General features: G+C 66.8%; 15 protein-coding genes and 2 rRNA genes. 9 read left to right on the top strand and 8 right to left on the bottom strand.

Going from position 1 to position 16,524, the window contains the following annotated elements:
* Positions 1–2 precede the first annotated feature (2 nt).
* On the bottom strand, positions 3–305 hold the full coding sequence (gene clpS, locus L5G32_RS03680; protein ID WP_237009677.1) for an ATP-dependent Clp protease adapter ClpS: 303 nt from the start codon (positions 303–305) through the stop codon (positions 3–5).
* On the opposite strand from clpS, the gene L5G32_RS03675 reads away from it, so the two are divergent.
* Genes L5G32_RS03675 through glgB form a run of 4 tightly spaced genes read left to right on the top strand, consistent with a single transcriptional unit; the run spans position 304 to position 6,361 of the window.
* Positions 304–1,647 carry a nicotinate phosphoribosyltransferase gene (locus L5G32_RS03675; protein ID WP_237009676.1) on the top strand — a complete coding sequence of 448 codons (1,344 nt, stop codon included), beginning with the start codon at positions 304–306 and terminating at the stop codon, positions 1,645–1,647. The two genes, clpS and L5G32_RS03675, sit on opposite strands and share 2 nt — an antisense overlap.
* On the top strand, positions 1,648–2,232 hold the full coding sequence (locus tag L5G32_RS03670; RefSeq protein WP_237009675.1) for an isochorismatase family protein: 585 nt from the start codon (positions 1,648–1,650) through the stop codon (positions 2,230–2,232).
* Positions 2,229–4,214: an ATP-dependent DNA helicase gene (locus tag L5G32_RS03665; RefSeq protein ID WP_237009674.1), complete on the top strand. Its 1,986-nt coding sequence runs from the start codon at positions 2,229–2,231 to the stop codon at positions 4,212–4,214. The genes L5G32_RS03670 and L5G32_RS03665 overlap by 4 nt, the downstream gene beginning before the upstream one ends.
* Complete coding sequence (gene glgB, locus L5G32_RS03660) at positions 4,211–6,361, top strand: 1,4-alpha-glucan branching protein GlgB (protein ID WP_237009673.1); 2,151 nt, start codon at positions 4,211–4,213, stop codon at positions 6,359–6,361. The genes L5G32_RS03665 and glgB overlap by 4 nt, the downstream gene beginning before the upstream one ends.
* Before the next feature lie 72 nt (positions 6,362–6,433).
* On the opposite strand, the gene L5G32_RS03655 is transcribed toward glgB, so the two are convergent.
* From L5G32_RS03655 to L5G32_RS03645, 3 genes are read right to left on the bottom strand one after another with little or no spacing between them, the layout of a single operon-like run.
* Complete coding sequence (locus tag L5G32_RS03655) at positions 6,434–7,336, bottom strand: tetratricopeptide repeat protein (RefSeq protein ID WP_237009864.1); 903 nt, start codon at positions 7,334–7,336, stop codon at positions 6,434–6,436.
* Between the two features lie 56 nt (positions 7,337–7,392).
* Positions 7,393–7,767 (bottom strand): DUF3817 domain-containing protein, encoded by a 375-nt coding sequence (locus tag L5G32_RS03650; RefSeq protein WP_237009672.1) that lies wholly within the window; start codon positions 7,765–7,767, stop codon positions 7,393–7,395.
* Positions 7,768–7,772: 5 nt separating this feature from the next.
* On the bottom strand, positions 7,773–8,966 hold the full coding sequence (locus L5G32_RS03645; RefSeq protein ID WP_237009671.1) for an acetyl-CoA C-acetyltransferase: 1,194 nt from the start codon (positions 8,964–8,966) through the stop codon (positions 7,773–7,775).
* A 56-nt stretch (positions 8,967–9,022) separates the two neighbouring features.
* Here L5G32_RS03645 and mce point away from each other — a divergent pair, with 56 nt between their 5' ends.
* Positions 9,023–9,511 (top strand): methylmalonyl-CoA epimerase, encoded by a 489-nt coding sequence (gene mce, locus L5G32_RS03640; RefSeq protein ID WP_237009670.1) that lies wholly within the window; start codon positions 9,023–9,025, stop codon positions 9,509–9,511.
* An 86-nt stretch (positions 9,512–9,597) separates the two neighbouring features.
* Positions 9,598–10,593: a hypothetical protein gene (locus L5G32_RS03635; protein WP_237009669.1), complete on the top strand. Its 996-nt coding sequence runs from the start codon at positions 9,598–9,600 to the stop codon at positions 10,591–10,593.
* A 6-nt stretch (positions 10,594–10,599) separates the two neighbouring features.
* Here the strand turns inward: L5G32_RS03635 and nucS are convergent, their stop codons facing one another.
* On the bottom strand, positions 10,600–11,283 hold the full coding sequence (nucS, locus tag L5G32_RS03630; RefSeq protein WP_237009668.1) for an endonuclease NucS: 684 nt from the start codon (positions 11,281–11,283) through the stop codon (positions 10,600–10,602).
* A 49-nt stretch (positions 11,284–11,332) separates the two neighbouring features.
* Complete coding sequence (locus L5G32_RS03625; protein WP_237009667.1) at positions 11,333–12,001, bottom strand: TetR/AcrR family transcriptional regulator; 669 nt, start codon at positions 11,999–12,001, stop codon at positions 11,333–11,335.
* A 166-nt stretch (positions 12,002–12,167) separates the two neighbouring features.
* Between L5G32_RS03625 and L5G32_RS03620 the strand changes: the two genes are divergently transcribed.
* The 3 genes from L5G32_RS03620 (at position 12,168) to L5G32_RS03610 (ending at position 15,626) form a co-directional block, all read left to right on the top strand.
* The gene (locus L5G32_RS03620; RefSeq protein ID WP_237009666.1) at positions 12,168–12,962 is read left to right on the top strand and encodes an SDR family NAD(P)-dependent oxidoreductase; all 795 of its coding nucleotides are present in this window, start codon (positions 12,168–12,170) and stop codon (positions 12,960–12,962) included.
* 64 nt (positions 12,963–13,026) lie between these two features.
* A complete protein-coding gene (locus L5G32_RS03615; protein ID WP_237009665.1) occupies positions 13,027–14,154 on the top strand; it encodes a DUF5938 domain-containing protein in 1,128 nt (375 codons plus the stop codon).
* On the top strand, positions 14,151–15,626 hold the full coding sequence (locus L5G32_RS03610) for a class I adenylate-forming enzyme family protein (protein ID WP_237009664.1): 1,476 nt from the start codon (positions 14,151–14,153) through the stop codon (positions 15,624–15,626). Before L5G32_RS03615 ends, L5G32_RS03610 begins: the two co-directional genes overlap by 4 nt.
* A 405-nt stretch (positions 15,627–16,031) precedes the next feature.
* Here the strand turns inward: L5G32_RS03610 and rrf are convergent.
* Together rrf and L5G32_RS03600 are read right to left on the bottom strand one after the other, a co-directional pair.
* Positions 16,032–16,148: ribosomal RNA gene (rrf, locus tag L5G32_RS03605) — 5S ribosomal RNA — on the bottom strand.
* 143 nt (positions 16,149–16,291) lie between these two features.
* Positions 16,292–16,524 (bottom strand): 23S ribosomal RNA (locus L5G32_RS03600); the annotation flags it as partial.

The following is a 16,524-nucleotide window of genomic DNA, read 5'->3' as shown; positions in this document are numbered from 1 at the left end:
CCTCACGAGTCGTGCTGCATCGTCGCCCAGAGACCCGCCGCATGCAGTTTGCTGACATCGGCCTCGACCTTGGTGCGATCGCCCGAAGAGACGACCGCCTTGCCCTCGTTGTGCACTTGCATCATCAGTTCGCGAGCCCGCGCCTCCGAATAGCCGAACAGTTTCTGGAAGATGTACGCGACGTAGTTCATCAGGTTCACCGGGTCGTCCCACACGACCGTCACCCAGGGTCGATCCGTTTCGACCACGGGTTCTGCCACCGCGGTACCGGTGCTCGTGCCCGGCGTCGACTCATCGCGCACCATGAGTAATAGGGTAGCGAATGTGACCGGTACCGCGCTGCTGACAGACCACTACGAGCTGACCATGATCTCCGCCGCCATCAAGGCCGAACGGGCCGATCGGGCGTGCGTGTTCGAGGTGTTCGCCCGTCGACTCCCCGACGGACGGAGGTATGGCGTCGTCGCCGGAACCGGCCGTGTCCTGGAGGCTCTCGAGGAGTTCCGGTTCTCCGACGACGAGATCGCGGCCCTGCGCGGCGTCCTGGATCAGCCGACCCTCGACTGGCTCGCCGGCTACCGATTCTCCGGCGACATCGATGGTTACCGCGAGGGCGAACTGTATTTCCCCGGCTCCCCCATCATGACCGTGCGCGGCGGCTTCGCCGAGTGCGTGGTCCTGGAGACGGTGATCCTGTCGATCCTCAATCACGACAGCGCGATCGCGTCTGCAGCTTCCCGGATGGTCAGCGCGGCCGCCGGCCGGCCGATCATCGAGATGGGCTCGCGTCGCACCCACGAGCGGGCGGCCGTCGCCTCGGCGCGCGCAGCGTACGTCGCAGGCCTGACCGCCACCAGCAATCTGGAGGCCGCCCGGACCTACGGAGTCCCGAGCGCAGGCACCGCCGCGCACGCATTCACCTTGTCGTTCGCGACGGCCGACGGAAGCGGCGAGAAGGCCGCGTTCGCCGCCCAGGTCGACGCGCTCGGCACCGGAACCACTCTGCTCGTGGACACCTACGACATCACGCAGGGCGTCGCGAACGCGATCGGGGCGGCGGGCCCCGAACTCGGCGCGGTCCGCATCGACTCGGGCGACCTCGGCGTCCTCGCCCGGCAGGTACGCGCACAACTGGACGACCTCGGCGCCACCAACACGCAGATCGTCGTCTCCGGCGACCTCGACGAGTACGCGATCGCGTCCCTGCGCGCCGAACCCGTCGACACCTACGGCGTCGGAACGTCGCTCGTCACTGGCAGCGGGGCTCCGACAGCGGGGATGGTCTACAAACTCGTCGAGGTGGACGGCATTCCGGTCGCCAAACGGTCGAGCCACAAGGAGAGCCACGGTGGAGCCAAGCGCGCACTGCGCGCCGCCCGCGACACCGGCACGATCGTCGAGGAGATCATCGTGACCGGAGCAGGCATGGCAGGCGACGGACCGGTGAGCGGTCTCGGTAGCCTGGGAGTGAGAGATCTGCAGATCCCGCTGGTGCGTGGTGGCCGCGTCGTCGATGACGTGCCGACGCTCCCCGACGCCCGCGAGCACCTCGCACGAGGTCTCGTGTCCCTCCCGTGGGAGGGGCTGGGTCTGAGCCACGGCGATCCCGCAGTGGGCACCCGACACGTCAGCCGACCGGAGAAGTAGATGTCCAGCAACCGAGCTCTGATCGTCGTCGACGTCCAGAACGACTTCTGCGAGGGCGGCTCCGTCGCCGTCACTGGCGGAGCCGCCGTCGCCGCAGGCGTCAACTCGATCAGCGGCGACTATTCGACGGTCGTCGCCACCCGCGACTACCACGTCGACCCGGGATCGCACTTCTCCGAGGACCCCGACTTCGTCGACTCGTGGCCGCCGCACTGCGTCGCCCGGACCGACGGCGTCGGATTCCATCCGAGCCTGAACACCGAGCAGTTCCAGGCCGTCTTCGACAAGGGCGCCTATTCGGCCGCGTACTCCGGGTTCGAGGGCGTGGACGCCGACGGGACCTCGCTCGCCGACTGGCTGACGGCCCACGGCGTCAAGGCGGTCGACATCGTCGGCATCGCCACCGACCACTGCGTGCGCGCGACCGCGCTGGACGCAGCCCGCTTCGGCTTCGGCACGCGCGTGCTGCTCGACGTCACTGCGGCCGTCTCCGAGGCGACCACGCAGACCGCGCTGCGCGAGCTTCGCGAAGCCGGCGTCGAGGTGTCCGGCACGCTTCTGCACACCGGCACGCCCGCCCAGTGAGCGTTCCAGAGGTCCCCGAGCTCCTCGATCACGCGGTGTCCGAACTCGGCGGCACCCGCCGCGACGGACAGGTGACGATGGCGAGCGCCGTCGCAGCGGCGATCGACGACGGCGAGCACCTGGCCGTGCAGGCAGGCACCGGCACCGGTAAATCGTTGGCCTACCTGGTCCCGTCCATCCGGCACGCCGTCGAATCGAACGAGACGGTGGTCGTCTCGACTGCGACCATCGCGCTGCAACGTCAGCTCACCGAACGCGATCTGCCGCGTCTGGCGTCTGCGTTGACGAAGCCGCTCGGCCGGGAGCCGCACTTCGCGATCCTCAAGGGGCGCGCGAACTATCTGTGTCTGAACAAGCTGCACTCGGGCGTCGCCGACGAACCCGACAGCGAACTGTTCGACGCCTTCGAGCTGTCCCGGACGGGCCGTGAGGTCACCCGGTTGCGCGAGTGGACGTCAGAAACCGAGACCGGCGATCGCGACGATCTCCCCCAGGGCGTCTCCGACCGCTCGTGGCGACAGGTGAGCGTCACATCGCGAGAGTGCCTGGGCGCCAACGCCTGCCCGTACGGCGAGGACTGCTTCGCCGAGCTCGCACGCCGTAAAGCCGGAGCATCCGACGTGATCGTCACCAATCATGCGATGCTCGCGATCGACGCGATGAGTCCGGCGACGATCCTCCCCGAGCACCGGGTCGTCGTGATCGACGAGGCGCACGAACTGGTCGATCGCATCACCTCGGTGACGACCGAAGAGATCTCCGCTGCGGGCGTCACCATCGTCGCGCGCCGTCTCGGAAAGCTGGTGTCCGACGAGACGGCTGATTCGTTGGTCGGCGCAGGCGAGCAGCTCGGCATCCTCCTCGAAGCGACCCAGAACGGCGAGTGGACCCGGCTGCCCAACGGCGCGGGCGAGATCCTCGCGTCGCTGCGGGATCGGCTATGGAATGCGCGCAGCGAGATCGGACCGGCCAAACCCGGTACCGATCCCGAAGCCGCCGCCGCCCGCCAGATGGCGATGTCGGCCACCGAGTCCCTGCACGACAGCGTGGTCCGCACGCTGACCGTGTTCGGCGAGTCCGACATCACCAAGCGTTTCGACGTCGTGTGGAAGTCCGTCGACGACTTCCGCAACAACACGCGGCACACTCTGCGGATCGCGCCGTTGTCGGTGGCCGGCCTCCTGCGAACATCGCTGTTCACCGACTCCACGGTGATCCTCACCTCCGCGACGTTGACGTTGGGCGGCAACTTCGACGCCCTCGCCCGCACGTGGGGCCTTCCGGCGCACGGCGGCGACGCCGAAGGCGCAGGCTGGCGAGGGTTGGACGCGGGTTCGCCGTTCGACTACCCGAAATCGGCGATCCTCTACGTCGCCGACCGCCTCCCGCCTCCCGGCCGCGACGGCATCGCTCCGGCGACCCTCGACCAGATGGTCGAGTTGATGACGGCGGCCGGTGGGCGGACCCTCGGCCTGTTCTCGTCGATGCGGGCGGCGAAGGAAGCCGCCGAGAAGCTCCGCGACCGCGTCGACTTCCCGATTCTGTGCCAGGGCGACGACACGACGTCGACCTTGATCCGGACGTTCTCCGACGACGAGCAGACCTGCCTGTTCGGCACGTTGTCGTTGTGGCAGGGCGTCGACGTCCCGGGACGATCCCTGCAGTTGGTGATGATCGATCGCATCCCGTTCCCGCGCCCCGACGACCCCCTGCTGTCGGCGCGCCAGCGCGACGTCGATGCCCGCGGCGGCAACGGCTTCCTCACCGTGTCGGCCAATCACGCCGGACTGCTCTTAGCGCAGGGCGCCGGTCGACTCCTTCGGTCGACGTCCGACCGCGGTGTGGTCGCCGTCCTCGATCCGCGCCTCGCCACCGCGCGGTACGGCAATTACCTCATGGCGGGACTGCCGCCGTTCTGGAAGACGCGCGATCTGACGGCCGTCACGGCCGCACTGGCGAGGTTGGCGCCGAGCCGATCATGACCGACTGGATCGGCCGGCTGCTTGCCGGGACGCATCCGAGTCCGCACCGGATTCTCGGTGCGCACCACGACGGACCGGCGGTGCACGTGCACGCGCTGCTGCCCGGGATGGTCCACGGCGAGTCCGTCGCATCCACCGGGGCCCGGACTGCACTGCATCACGTCGGCGGCGCGCTCTGCCAGGCAGATCGTCCCGGCGACGAGTACTGGTACGAAGTCGACTACGGTTCCGGACCGGTGATCGTCGACGACCCCTTCGCCTTTCGACCGCGGTTGACCGACTCCGACCGAGACGTCGTTCGGCACGGCGGAGACCGGATCGTCGGGGTCCTCGGGTCGGTTCCCGGCCACCGCGACACCGCCTCCGGGCGACGAGTCGACGGCGTCGACTTCGCCGTGTGGGCGCCGAACGCACGCGGTGTCACCGTGTTCGGCGACTTCGACTCCTGGGGCGGCCAGCAGTTTCCGATGGCCCGTCGCGACGGCGTGTGGGAGCTCTTCGTCCCCGGCGCGAAGGTCGGCGACCGCTACAAGTACCGCATCGTCGGGGCCGACGGGCTGACGCGCGACAAAGCCGACCCCCTCGCCCACCGCACCCAGTGCCCACCGGACACCGCGTCGATCGTCGACGCACCGTCGAGGTATCTCTGGGGCGACGAGGAGTGGATGACGGCGCGCGCACACGACGATCCTGCCCGCAGTCCGTTGAGCATCTACGAGGTACACCTCGGATCGTGGCGGCCCGGTATCGACTATCGACGCGCGGCGCACCTGCTCGCAGACCATCTCGTCGAACTGAACTTCACCCACGTCCAACTGTTGCCGCTCACCGAGCACCCGTACGGACCGTCCTGGGGCTACCAGGTCGGCTCGTTCTTCGCGCCGACCGCGCGATTCGGCGACCCGGACGATCTGCGCTATCTGGTCGACTATCTGCACTCGCGTGGGCTCGGCGTGATCCTCGACTGGGTGCCCGCCCACTTCCCGAAGGATCCGTTCGCCCTCGGCGAGTTCGACGGCACCGCCCTCTACGAACACGCCGATTCGTTACGCCGCGACCAACCAGACTGGGGCACATACGCTTTCAATCTCGGACGAGACGAAGTCCGGGGCTTCCTCCTCGCCAGCGCCCGGTACTGGTGCGACGAGTTCCACATCGACGGACTGCGGGTGGACGCAGTCGCGGCCATGCTCTACCGCGACTACTCCCGGAGCCCCGGGCAGTGGCGGCCTGCCGCCGACGGCAGCCACCGCAACGAGGAGGCCGTGGAGTTCCTCCGCGAACTCACGGACACGATCCATCGGACTGGCCGTGGTGTCGTGATGATCGCCGAGGAGTCCACCGCGTGGCCCGGGGTCACTGCGCCGACGTCCGATGGCGGCCTCGGCTTCGACTTCAAGTGGGACCTCGGGTGGATGCACCGCACCCTCGACTACGTCGGCGCGCCTCCCGACCAGCGCGGCGCCGCCAACCCGCTGCTCCTGGACTCCCTGACCGGAGCTGTCCGCGAGCGTCACGTGCTGCCACTCAGTCACGACGAGATGGTGCACGGCAAAGGCACGCTGACCACTCGAATGCCCGGCGACCGACGCGCCGACCACGTCCGCGCGCTGCTCGCCTACCAGTGGGCGCACCCCGGTAAGAATCTGCTGTTCATGGGACAGGAGTTCGGCCAGGTCGACGAGTGGTCCGATGATCGCGGCGTCGACTGGGGCGCCCTGCACGGCGACGACGGCCCCGTCCATCGCGGCATCGCACGTCTCGTCGGAGACCTCGGGCGGGTCATGCTCGACCACGGCGCTCTGCACCGCGGCGACGCCGACTCCGCCGGGCTGGAGGTCATCGACACGAGCGACACCGAGAACGCGGTCGTCGCGTTTCTACGACGCGACCCCGACGGGGACGATCAGATCGCGTGCCTGTTCAACTTCTCCGACGAGGACCTGTACGACTACCGAATGGGTCTGCCGTGCGGCGGACGTTGGAGCGAAGTGCTCAACACCGCGGCCCTCGACTACCGAGGCTCGGGCGTGGGAAACCTCGGTTCGACCGAGGCACACGAGAGCCCGAGCCACGGACGCCCGTTCAGCGCCCAGGTCACCTTGCCCGCACGTTCGTCCATCTGGCTCGCCCCTCCACCTTCGTGAGCGAGACACCTACCGCTGGTCGAGCGAAGTCAAGACACGGTCTCGACTCCGCTCGACCAGCATACGGAGGAGTCAGTACAACGCGGCGGCGAGTTTTCGACGCGCCGAGACGACGAACGGCTCGGACGGGTCGAACAACTCGAAGAGTTCCAGCAGTCGGGTGCGTGCTCGCGCCTTGTCGTCGCCGTCGGACACGCGCACGACGTCGATGATCCGATCGAACGCCTGCTCCGGACGCTGACCGAGCAGCAGCACGTCGGCGGCCGCCAGTTGGGCGTCGACGTCGCCGGGCTCCGCGGTCTCCAGGACCGTCGGATCGTGCTGCTTGGCGCGGATCGTGAACTCGACGTTCCGTGCGATGGCCGCGGCTTCGACGTTGCCCGGTTCGAGCGCGAGGATCGCCTGGTAGGCGGCCAATGCGCCCTCGAGGTCGTCGGAGTTCAGCAGTTCCTCGGCTGCGACCATCCGCGGATCGTCCTCGGGTTCGGGCTCCGGCTCGGCGTCGGGACTCGGGATGCCCATCTTGGACGTGATCTCGTCGAGCCACGCACCGACCTGCTCGACCGGCTGGCGACCGTCGAAGGCCGACACCGGCTGTCCGCCGGCGAGCGCGATGGCGATCGGCACGGACTGCGCACCGAAGGCCTGTGCGACTCGCGGTGCGACGTCGACGTCGACACGCGCCAGTGTCCACGCGCCAGCGGCCCGGACGGCGAGTTCCTGGAGAAGCGCAGCGAGTTGGACACTCGGCTCGCTCCACCCCGCCCAAAGCAGGGTGATGACGAGTTCCCGGTCGGATCGCGCTACGACGTCCGACTCGAACGTGGCCTCGGTGACGTCGATGATCGACGCCCCTTCAGGCGCCTGCCCCGGGGCACCCGGTTCGACACCGGGCTGCGGGGCGGGCGCAGCGGCCCGCGACCGCTGAGCTTCAGCACGTTCTTTCAGGACGGACAGATCGACGGCACCCGACATGGTGCTCGCCTGCTGCATCGCCGCCGCTGCGGCCTGCCGACGATTCATAGGACTGCTCACACTGCCAGTTTGTCACGATCGACATCGTCGTCGCCACGTGCTGTCGCACCATGCGACAGTTCGCCGAGGTGACCGTTGCGTCGAGCCCACACCTCGAACCACACCGAGAAGAACGGCGGAATCGCGGCGAGGCCTGCGAGGACGAGAGTCTTCAGATTCCACTTCAATGCGTATGCGGCCCACAGGGTTATCACCAGGTAGGCGACGAACGCTGCGCCGTGCGCCATGCCGGGGATTCGCACCGCGGTGTCGAACCCGCCGCCGTACTTGAACGCCATGCCGATCAGCAGTGCAGCCCAGGTGATGGCTTCGACCACCGCGATGAAGCGGAAGCATTTGGCCGGAGTGGTGAGAGTGAAGAAGTCTTTCATCGCGATCACGCCTTCGGGACGCGGACGATCAGGGCGTCGCCCTGGCCACCTGCACCGCACAAAGCTGCCGCCCCGACGCCACCGCCGCGACGAGCGAGTTCGAGAGCCAGGTGCAGCGCGATGCGGGCGCCGGACATACCGATCGGGTGGCCGAGAGAGATCGCGCCGCCGTTGACGTTGACGATCTCCGGGTCGACGCCCAGGGTCTTGGTCGATGCGAGGCCGACCACCGCGAACGCCTCGTTGATCTCCAGCAGGTCGAGATCGGCGGGCGTGATGCCCTCCTTCTCGCAAGCCGCGAGGATGGCATTGGCAGGCTGCTGCTGCAGCGACGAGTCCGGACCCGCGACGACGCCGTGGGCGCCGATCTCGGCGAGCCAGGTAAGACCCAGCTCCTCGGCCTTGCTCTTACTCATGACGACGACGGCGCACGCACCGTCGGAGATCTGGGACGCGTTGCCCGCGGTGATGGTGCCGCCCTTGGCGAATGCCGGACGCAGGCCGGCCAACGACTCGGCAGTGGTGTCGGCGCGCACACCCTCGTCGGTGGTGAACGAGACCGGGTCGCCCTTGCGCTGCTGGATCTCGACCGGGACGATCTCGTCGTCGAAGACACCGTTGGCTGCTGCCGCAGCAGCCAGACGGTGGCTGCGCGCGGCGAACTCGTCCTGCTCTTCGCGAGTGAAACCGTCGGTCTCGTTGCCCTGCTCGGTGAGAGCGCCCATCGGCTGATCGGTGAAGGCGTCGTGCAGACCGTCAAACGCGGTGTGATCCACGAGTTCGGTGTTTCCGTACTTGAAGCCGCCACGGCTGCCCGGGAGCAGGTGCGGAGCCTGCGTCATCGACTCCTGGCCGCCTGCGACGACACAGTCGAACTCACCCGCGCGGATCAACTGGTCGGCCAACGCGATCGCGTCGATGCCCGACAGGCACATCTTGTTGATCGACAGCGCCGGAACGTCCCAGCCGATGCCCGCCTTGACCGCGGTCTGGCGAGCAGGCATCTGACCGGCGCCTGCGGTGAGGACCTGGCCCATGATCACGTAATCGACGACGGCCGGGTCGACGCCGCCACGTTCGAGAGCACCCTTTACTGCGACCGCCCCCAGGTCGACGCCCGAGTGTCCCTTCAGCGATCCCATGAGGCGCCCGAGCGGCGTGCGAGCGCCGGAGACGATGACGGTGGTGTTGTCGGACATTCAGCCAACTCCTAGTCGAGAACAGTGCGTAGTCCCCTCCAAGCTACCGTTAGGGGATGACTAACTCAGCATCCGAGCATGTGAACAGCACCACCCCGAACGACGGCGCTCTGGCGGCTGTGGGCGACCTCGTCGTCGGCATCGATCACGTGGGCATCGCGGTCGCCGACCTCGACGCGTCGGCCGCGTGGTACCTCGACAACTTCGGTTTCGAGAACCTCCACGAGGAGATCAATGAGGACCAGGGCGTGCGTGAGGCGATGGTCGGCCCGCGCGGCGGCTCCGGCGCACTGATCCAGTTGCTCGCACCGTTGAACGAGGAGTCGACGATCGCGAAGTTCCTCGACCGCAACGGTCCGGGTCTGCAGCAGATGGCGGTGCGTGTCACCGACCTCGATGCCGTGTCCACGCGACTCACCGACGCGGGCGTCCGACTCCTGTACCCGGAAGCCAAGCGCGGGACCGCTGATTCGCGCATCAACTTCGTGCATCCGAAGGACGCCGGCGGCGTTCTCCTCGAGCTCGTCGAGCCCGCGCAGCACTAGAGCCGAGACACCCCTTTACCAAACTGCGACAAGACACAGGGCGGCGGGTCCGTAGTCTCGCGAGTTCGCCGTCCTACAATCGAGGCATGTCTACTCCTGGTCAGCGTCAGAGCCCGTTCCCCATCGTCATGCGCGGCTACGACCGCGACCAGGTCACCGACCATCTCCGAAGGCTCGACGCCGAGATGCAGATGATGGCGGCCGACCGCGACTCCGCGCATGCGAGCGCCGACGAGCTGCACGACCGGCTCGAGCACGCGCGCGCCCAGATGCACGACCTCCAACGGGAGGTCGACACCCTCTCGGTGCCGCCGACCACGGTCGCCGGCATGAGCGATCGAGTCTCGCGCATGCTCCAGCTCGCCACCGACGAGGCGGCCGAACTCCGCGCCACTGCCCGCGACGAGGCCGACGAGACCTTGAGCATCGCCAGGCAGAACGCGCACCAGGAGCGTTCGGACGCGTCCGCAGAGGCCGCGCGGACCAAGGAGCTCGCACAGGATCACGCCGACACGTTGATCACCGACGCCGAGAAGCGTGCCGCCGACATCGACGCCGCGGCCGAGCAGACCCGACGGGACGCCGAGCAGGCGCTGTCCGATGCTCGCAGCCGGGCACAGGAGATCCTCGACGAGGCAGAGTCGGAGGCGGCTCGCCTCCGCGGAGCGGCTCACTCGATCTCGATGAACCGCCTGGCCCGATCCCGCGAGCTCGCGGGGGCCGCCCACGACGCACACGGGCAGATCCTCGATCATCTGGACGCCCTGCGACAGCACCTCGTCGATCTGCCGGAGGCGCTGACGCTGTCGGGAGACGAGCAGGAACTGGTGTCGCTCAACGACTCCGACGATCTAGAACTCCTCAACCGCACGCTCTCGGGCCGAGACCGTTTCACGGCGGGCGACGCCACCGATGCAGAGGAGACGACGTCCGACGACGCCCCTTTTGACGATCCTCGGGCGACCGAGGCTACCGACGTCCTGGACGCCGTCGACGACGAGTACTCGCTCGGAGCCTATGACGAAGAGCGCTTCGGCGCTTCGGGTCGCGGCACGAACGGGCACACGTCGGCGAGCGCCTGACTCGGCTCAGAAAAGCCGGAACTCGGTACTCTCGGTGCCACGGAGCTTGTCGTAATCCAACGTCACACAACGGATTCCACGGTCGGTCGCCAAGGTCCGCGCCTGCGGCTTGATGATCTGAGCTGCAAAGACTCCAGACACGGGCGCGATCGTCGCATCGCGGTTGAGGAGCTCGAGGTAACGGGTCAGCTGTTCGACGCCGTCGATCTCCCCGCGACGCTTGATCTCGACGGCGACCGTCGCGCCGTCTGCGTCGCGACACAGGATGTCGACCGGCCCGATGGCGGTCATGTACTCGCGGCGGATCAGCGTGTAGCCCTCGCCGAGCGTCGTCACATGTTCGGCGAGGAGTTCCTGCAGGTGTGCTTCGACGCCGTCCTTGACCAGCCCGGGGTCGAGCCCGAGTTCGTGCGACGAGTCGTGCTCGATCGACGCGACGGTGATCCGCAGCTGCTCCCCCGCCTTATTCGTCACCACCCATACCGCCTGGGCCTCGACCCCTTCGGCCGGAGCCTCCTCGGACATCCAGCACGGCGGGCTCATCCAGTTCAACGGCTTGAACGCTCGATCGTCCGCATGGATGCTCACCGAGCCGTCCGACTTCACGAGGATCAGCCGCTTGGCCATCGGCAGGTGCGCGGTCAGGCGGCCGACGTAGTCGACCTGGCAATCAGCAATCACGAGTCTCACAGTCGCCGAGTGTAGGCGATTCCGGTGACGTCGAGAGCGGCCGGGGACGTCAGGAGCGAGCGGGGACCAGCGCCGTCAACAGTCCGTCCAACTGTGCCGCCAGTTCGACCTCGGCACCGTGCTCACCCACCGCGGACCGGCGGACCGCCCGCTCGAAGGGACCGTCGAGCGCCGCGTAGACACCAGCGGAACCCAGGAGGGGAGCGCTGCTCGCGAGCTCGGCGTACCGCGAGACCACGCGCCAGATCATCGCCTCGAGCTCGGCGTCGATCTCTCGCACCCCGTCGAGGAGCGACGGCTCGAACAACGCTTGGATCCGGAGGTCGTACCAGAGCTTGTGGGTCGGCAGATCGCCGGCCATCGTCGCAACCAGTCGCTGCACGAATCGTTCGCGGAGCGCCTGCGCATCGTCGACGTCGTCGAGGATGTCGTCGTACGCGGCGACGCACTCGCTCTTGTAGAGAGACACACAGTGCGAGATCAAGTCGAGCTTGTCGGAGAAGTAGTAGTGCAGGACGCCGTGGCTGTACTCGGAGTTCGCGGCGATCTCACGCAGACTTGTCCCCGCGTAGCCGAGCTCGGACAAGGTCTTGAACGCTGCCCGCGCGAGCTCGTCCCGCTTCGCCGCCAGCTTGCTCACCCGCCGGCCGACGCCGCGCTCAGCAGGAGGCCCGGCTTTCACGACCGCCTCACTCGTCGCCTCGGCTTCGATCGTCATCGGTCCTCCTCTGGCGCTCGACGTCTCATCCGAGCATATCCGGCGCAGCAACCCGAAGACGTGTCGCCCCTCCTGATCTTTGACAATCGTCCAGTTTTTCTCTTGACGGTCGTCCAGACTTCGGTAGTGTGACACACACCACTAGACGGCGACAAGGGAGCGACTCATGAACGCATTCGACCTCACTGGACGGCGAGCACTGGTGACCGGCGGGGCCCAAGGCCTCGGCGAGGGCATGGCACACGCCCTCGCGGCCGCAGGCGCCACGGTGGTGATCGGCGACCTGCAGACCGACGCCGCGGGCGCCGTCGCCGACTCACTGGGTTCCGGACACGGAGCCGTGTCCCTCGACGTCACCGACGACGAGAGCTGGGCGGCGGCGATCGCAGCCGCGACCGAGCAGCTCGGCGGACTCGACGTCGTCGTCAACAACGCGGGCGTCGAGATCAGCGCACTGATGACCGAGATCTCCGCAGACGACGTCCGGCGCCAGCTCGACGTGAACGTTCTCGGCACCGCCCTCGGCATCAAGCACGCCCTCCGGACGATGCGGCCGGGCGGCGCAGCGGGCGACGGCGGCGTGATCATCAACGTCGCGTCGGTGGCAGCGACCATCGCCTTCCCCGGCATCGCGATCTACTCGGCGACCAAGTCCGCAATCGACCGGATGACGCGAGTCGCCGCGATGGAGGCGGGAAAGCTCGGGTACGGGATTCGCGTCAACTCCATCTACCCGGGGCTGGTCCCTACTGAGATGGGCGCGGGCCTCGCCAGCGACATGGCCGAGCTCCGACTGTTCGGTTCGGCGCAGGAGGCGGTCGAAGCCGTCGTCGGGCTCACGCCGAGCGGCCGACTCGGCGAAGTCGCCGACATGGCCGACGCCGTGGTCTTCCTCGCGTCCGACGCCGCCCGATTCGTCAATGGCGCGGGCCTGCCCGTCGACGGCGGCATGGGCATGTGAATTCCCCGCGCACGTCCCGTCACTGACAACCGACCACTTCTCTCACACGACCCAAGGAGATCTCATGAGCACCAAGCCCGTCGTCGTCTACGGAGCATCCGGCTACACCGGACGCCTCGTCTGTGAATTCCTCCGCCAGTACAACGTTCCCTTCACCGCCGCGGGCCGCAGCACGGCCACGCTGACCGAGTCGATGGACTCGCATGTGCCCGGCATCGAGACCGCCGACTACGAGGTGGTCGAGACCGAGCACACCGTCGCCGCACTCACCGACCTGTTTCAGGGCAGCTCCGTGGTCCTCAACACCGTCGGCCCCTTCATGAAGCTGGGCGATCCCGTCGTCGAAGCCGCTCTCGCGGCGGGCGCGCACTATCTGGACACCACCGGCGAGCAGGATTGGCTGATCCACTGCGACGAGGAGTTCGGTGCCCGCTTTGCTGCAGCGGGCCTGCTCATCGCACCGGGCACCGCCCAGATGTACACGACCGGTGAGATCGCCGCGCAGATCGCGCTCGAGACACCCGGCCTCGACACTCTCGACATCGCTGTCTTCTGGGGCGGCAGCCCGACGATCGCGTCCACCCGAACGATTCTCGTCAACGCCGCTGGCGGTGCCGCGTACCACCTGGAGCAGAACGAGTACGTTCCGTTCGACCCGGCCCAAGGCCTTGTGCCGTTGATCGTTCCCGGCCAGCACGAGCTCGCGCAGTCGCTGCCGTGGGGTGGAACGTCGCATCCAGTGTGGTTCAAACGGGACCCACGCGTGTCGACGTGCAAGGCGCAGGGCGGGGTGTTCGACGCGGCGCTCATGCAGAACGTCCCGGTGATCGTCGCCGACGCACTCGAGGCGACCAAGGACATGACGCCAGACGAGCGCGACGCCGCTCTGGACGCCGTGGCCGCGCAAGTCATGAGCTCGATGCCGCCCCGCGAGAACCGGCGGACGCACAAGTCCCTCGACTCGGTGCACGCATCGGGTCCGCTCGGTCGCGCGCACGTGGTGATCCACGGCAACAACAACTATCAGCAGACCGGACTTCTCCAGGCCTACGCGGCGTACAGCCTCCTGCAACGGGCTCCACACCGCGTCGGACTCGCGTCCGCATGCCAGGCTTTCGGGCACCGCGAGCTCGAAGGCGTCCTCCGGTCCTTCGGGTTCATCTCCCCACCGGTCGTCACGGTCGCACAGTGAGTGCGCTCATCGTCCCGGGACTCCCCGAGAGTCGAGCGGCTACCGCACCGGACGCTCCCGCGCTGGCCGACGGCCGAGTCGGCATGACGAACGCCGAGTTCGCCGACGCCGTGCGGTCCGCAGCCGGGCGGCTCGCTCAGGCCGGTGTCCAGAGCGGCGACGTCGTCGGTCTCCTGCTCCCGAACCGTGTCGAACTGGTCGTCGGACTGTTCGCGGCGTGGCGGATCGGTGCGGCGGTGACTCCCGTCAATCCCGCACTGGCCGTACCCGAGATCGAGTTCCAGACCACCGACGCCGGCGTGAAGACGCTGATCGTCGAATCCGACACCGACCTCCGCGTGACGTGTTCCATGCTCCACTGCGTCGATCTCCTGACGCCGATCGACGGAACAAGGGTTCCGGCGGTCGACGTGGACGGCTCGGACATCGCTCTCCTGATCTATACGGCGGGAACCACCGGGAAGCCCAAAGGTGTGATGACGACGCACGCCAACATCGATGCGATGACCGCGACGTTCGTCGACCATTTCGCATTCCACGACGCCGACCACAGTCTCCTGGTTCTCCCGTTGTTCCATGCGAACGGAGTGGTGCTGGGAACGCTGAGTCCGCTACGCGCGGGCGGACAGGCGACCATCATCGGCCGCTTCCGACCCGACGAGTTCTTCCCCGCTGTCGAGCGACACCGTCCGACGTACTTCTCGGCGGTGCCCGCGATCTACGCGATGCTGACGGCCCTGCCGTCCGACATACGACCAGACACCTCGTCGTTGCGCTTCGGCATCTGCGGAGCGGCGCCCATGCCCGCCGATCTGATCCGTCGTTTCGAAGAGCGCTTCGGTGTGCCGATCGTCGAAGGCTACGGGTTGTCCGAGACAACGACGGCCTCCGCCTTGAATCCCGTCGACGGGGTTCGGAAGCCCGGAACAGTAGGACTGCCGCTCACAGGTCAGCAGATCCGGATCGTGAACGATCGTCTCGAAGACCTGCCGCCTGGTGAATCCGGGGAGATTCTCATCGCGGGCGACGTCGTGATGGCTGGGTACCTCAACCGTCCAGAGGCGACCGCAGACACGATCGTCGACGGATGGCTACGCACGGGCGACGTCGGGTATTTCGACGCCGACGGCTATCTGACCCTCGTCGATCGTGTGAAGGACATGATCATCCGAGGCGGAGAGAACATCTATCCGAAGGAGATAGAAGCGGTCGTCTATACCGACGCCGGCGTCTATGAAGCAGCGGTCATCGGGCGTCCCCACGACGTCCTCGGCGAAGTCCCGGTCGCCTACGTCTCTCTGCGCCGAGATGCCAGCACGACGGTCAACGATCTCTACACCTTGTTGCGAACACAACTCGCGTCCATCAAAGTCCCCGTCGACATCATCCTCATCGACGACGTCCCGAAGAACCCCGTCGGAAAGATCGACAAACCAACGTTGCGAGAAACAGACTCCAACGCTCCCCGTTGATCGCCTACCCTCTCCTTCGTCGATCAAGGCCCTTCTTCGTTGATCGAGCGGAGTCGAAATTCGCCGTTCGCACGTAGTGAGGGTAAAGCGCAAACCCGCCAACCACGTTGATCGAGCGGAGTCGAGATCCGCTGTCCGCACGCAGTGACCTACAGCGCGGCCCGCACCGCACGCTGATCGAGCGGAATCGAGATCCGTCGTACATACGAGGGTCTCGACTTCGCTCGACCGGCGGGTCAGGTGTCTTCTTCGTTGATCGAGCGAAGTCGAGGTTCGTCGTACGCACGTAGTGACCTACAGCGCGGCCCGCACCGCACGTTGATCGAGCGGAGTCGAGATCGATAAGCGTGTAGATAGTGGTAGAGCCCCCAACACACGAGTGTGTTGGGGGCTCTACGATGTTTAGTTCGGCGGTGTCCTACTCTCCCACACTGATTAAAGTGCAGTACCATCGGCGCTGGAGGGCTTAGCTTCCGGGTTCGGAATGGGGCCGGGCGTTTCCCCTCCGCTATAGCCACCGAAACAATATGAAACTATCAACCACCACCAGCAATCGAAAAGATCCTGGTGGTCGTGTGTTGTTTCAGAGGTAGATAGTGGATGCGAGACAACCAAAAGAAGGTGAAGAAAAAGTTCTTCGCTTCTCTACAATGTTGTTGAGTGTTGTTAGTAAGTCCTCGGCCTATTAGTACCAGTCACCTGAACACATTACTGTGCGTACAGTTCTGGCCTATCAACCCCATGATCTGTAGGGGGCCTTACCCACCCGAGGGTGGTGAGAAACCTCATCTTGGAACAGGCTTCCCGCTTAGATGCTTTCAGCGGTTATCCCTTCCGAACGTAGCTAACCAGCAGTGCCCTTGGTAGGACAACTGGCACACCAGAGGTTCGTCCGTCC

The sequence above is a fragment of the Gordonia zhenghanii genome (assembly GCF_021738965.1).
GTDB classification, from domain to species: domain Bacteria; phylum Actinomycetota; class Actinomycetes; order Mycobacteriales; family Mycobacteriaceae; genus Gordonia; species Gordonia zhenghanii.
The sequence above is the reverse complement of the archived record's forward strand: the minus strand, read 5'-3'. Positions and strand labels throughout refer to the sequence as shown.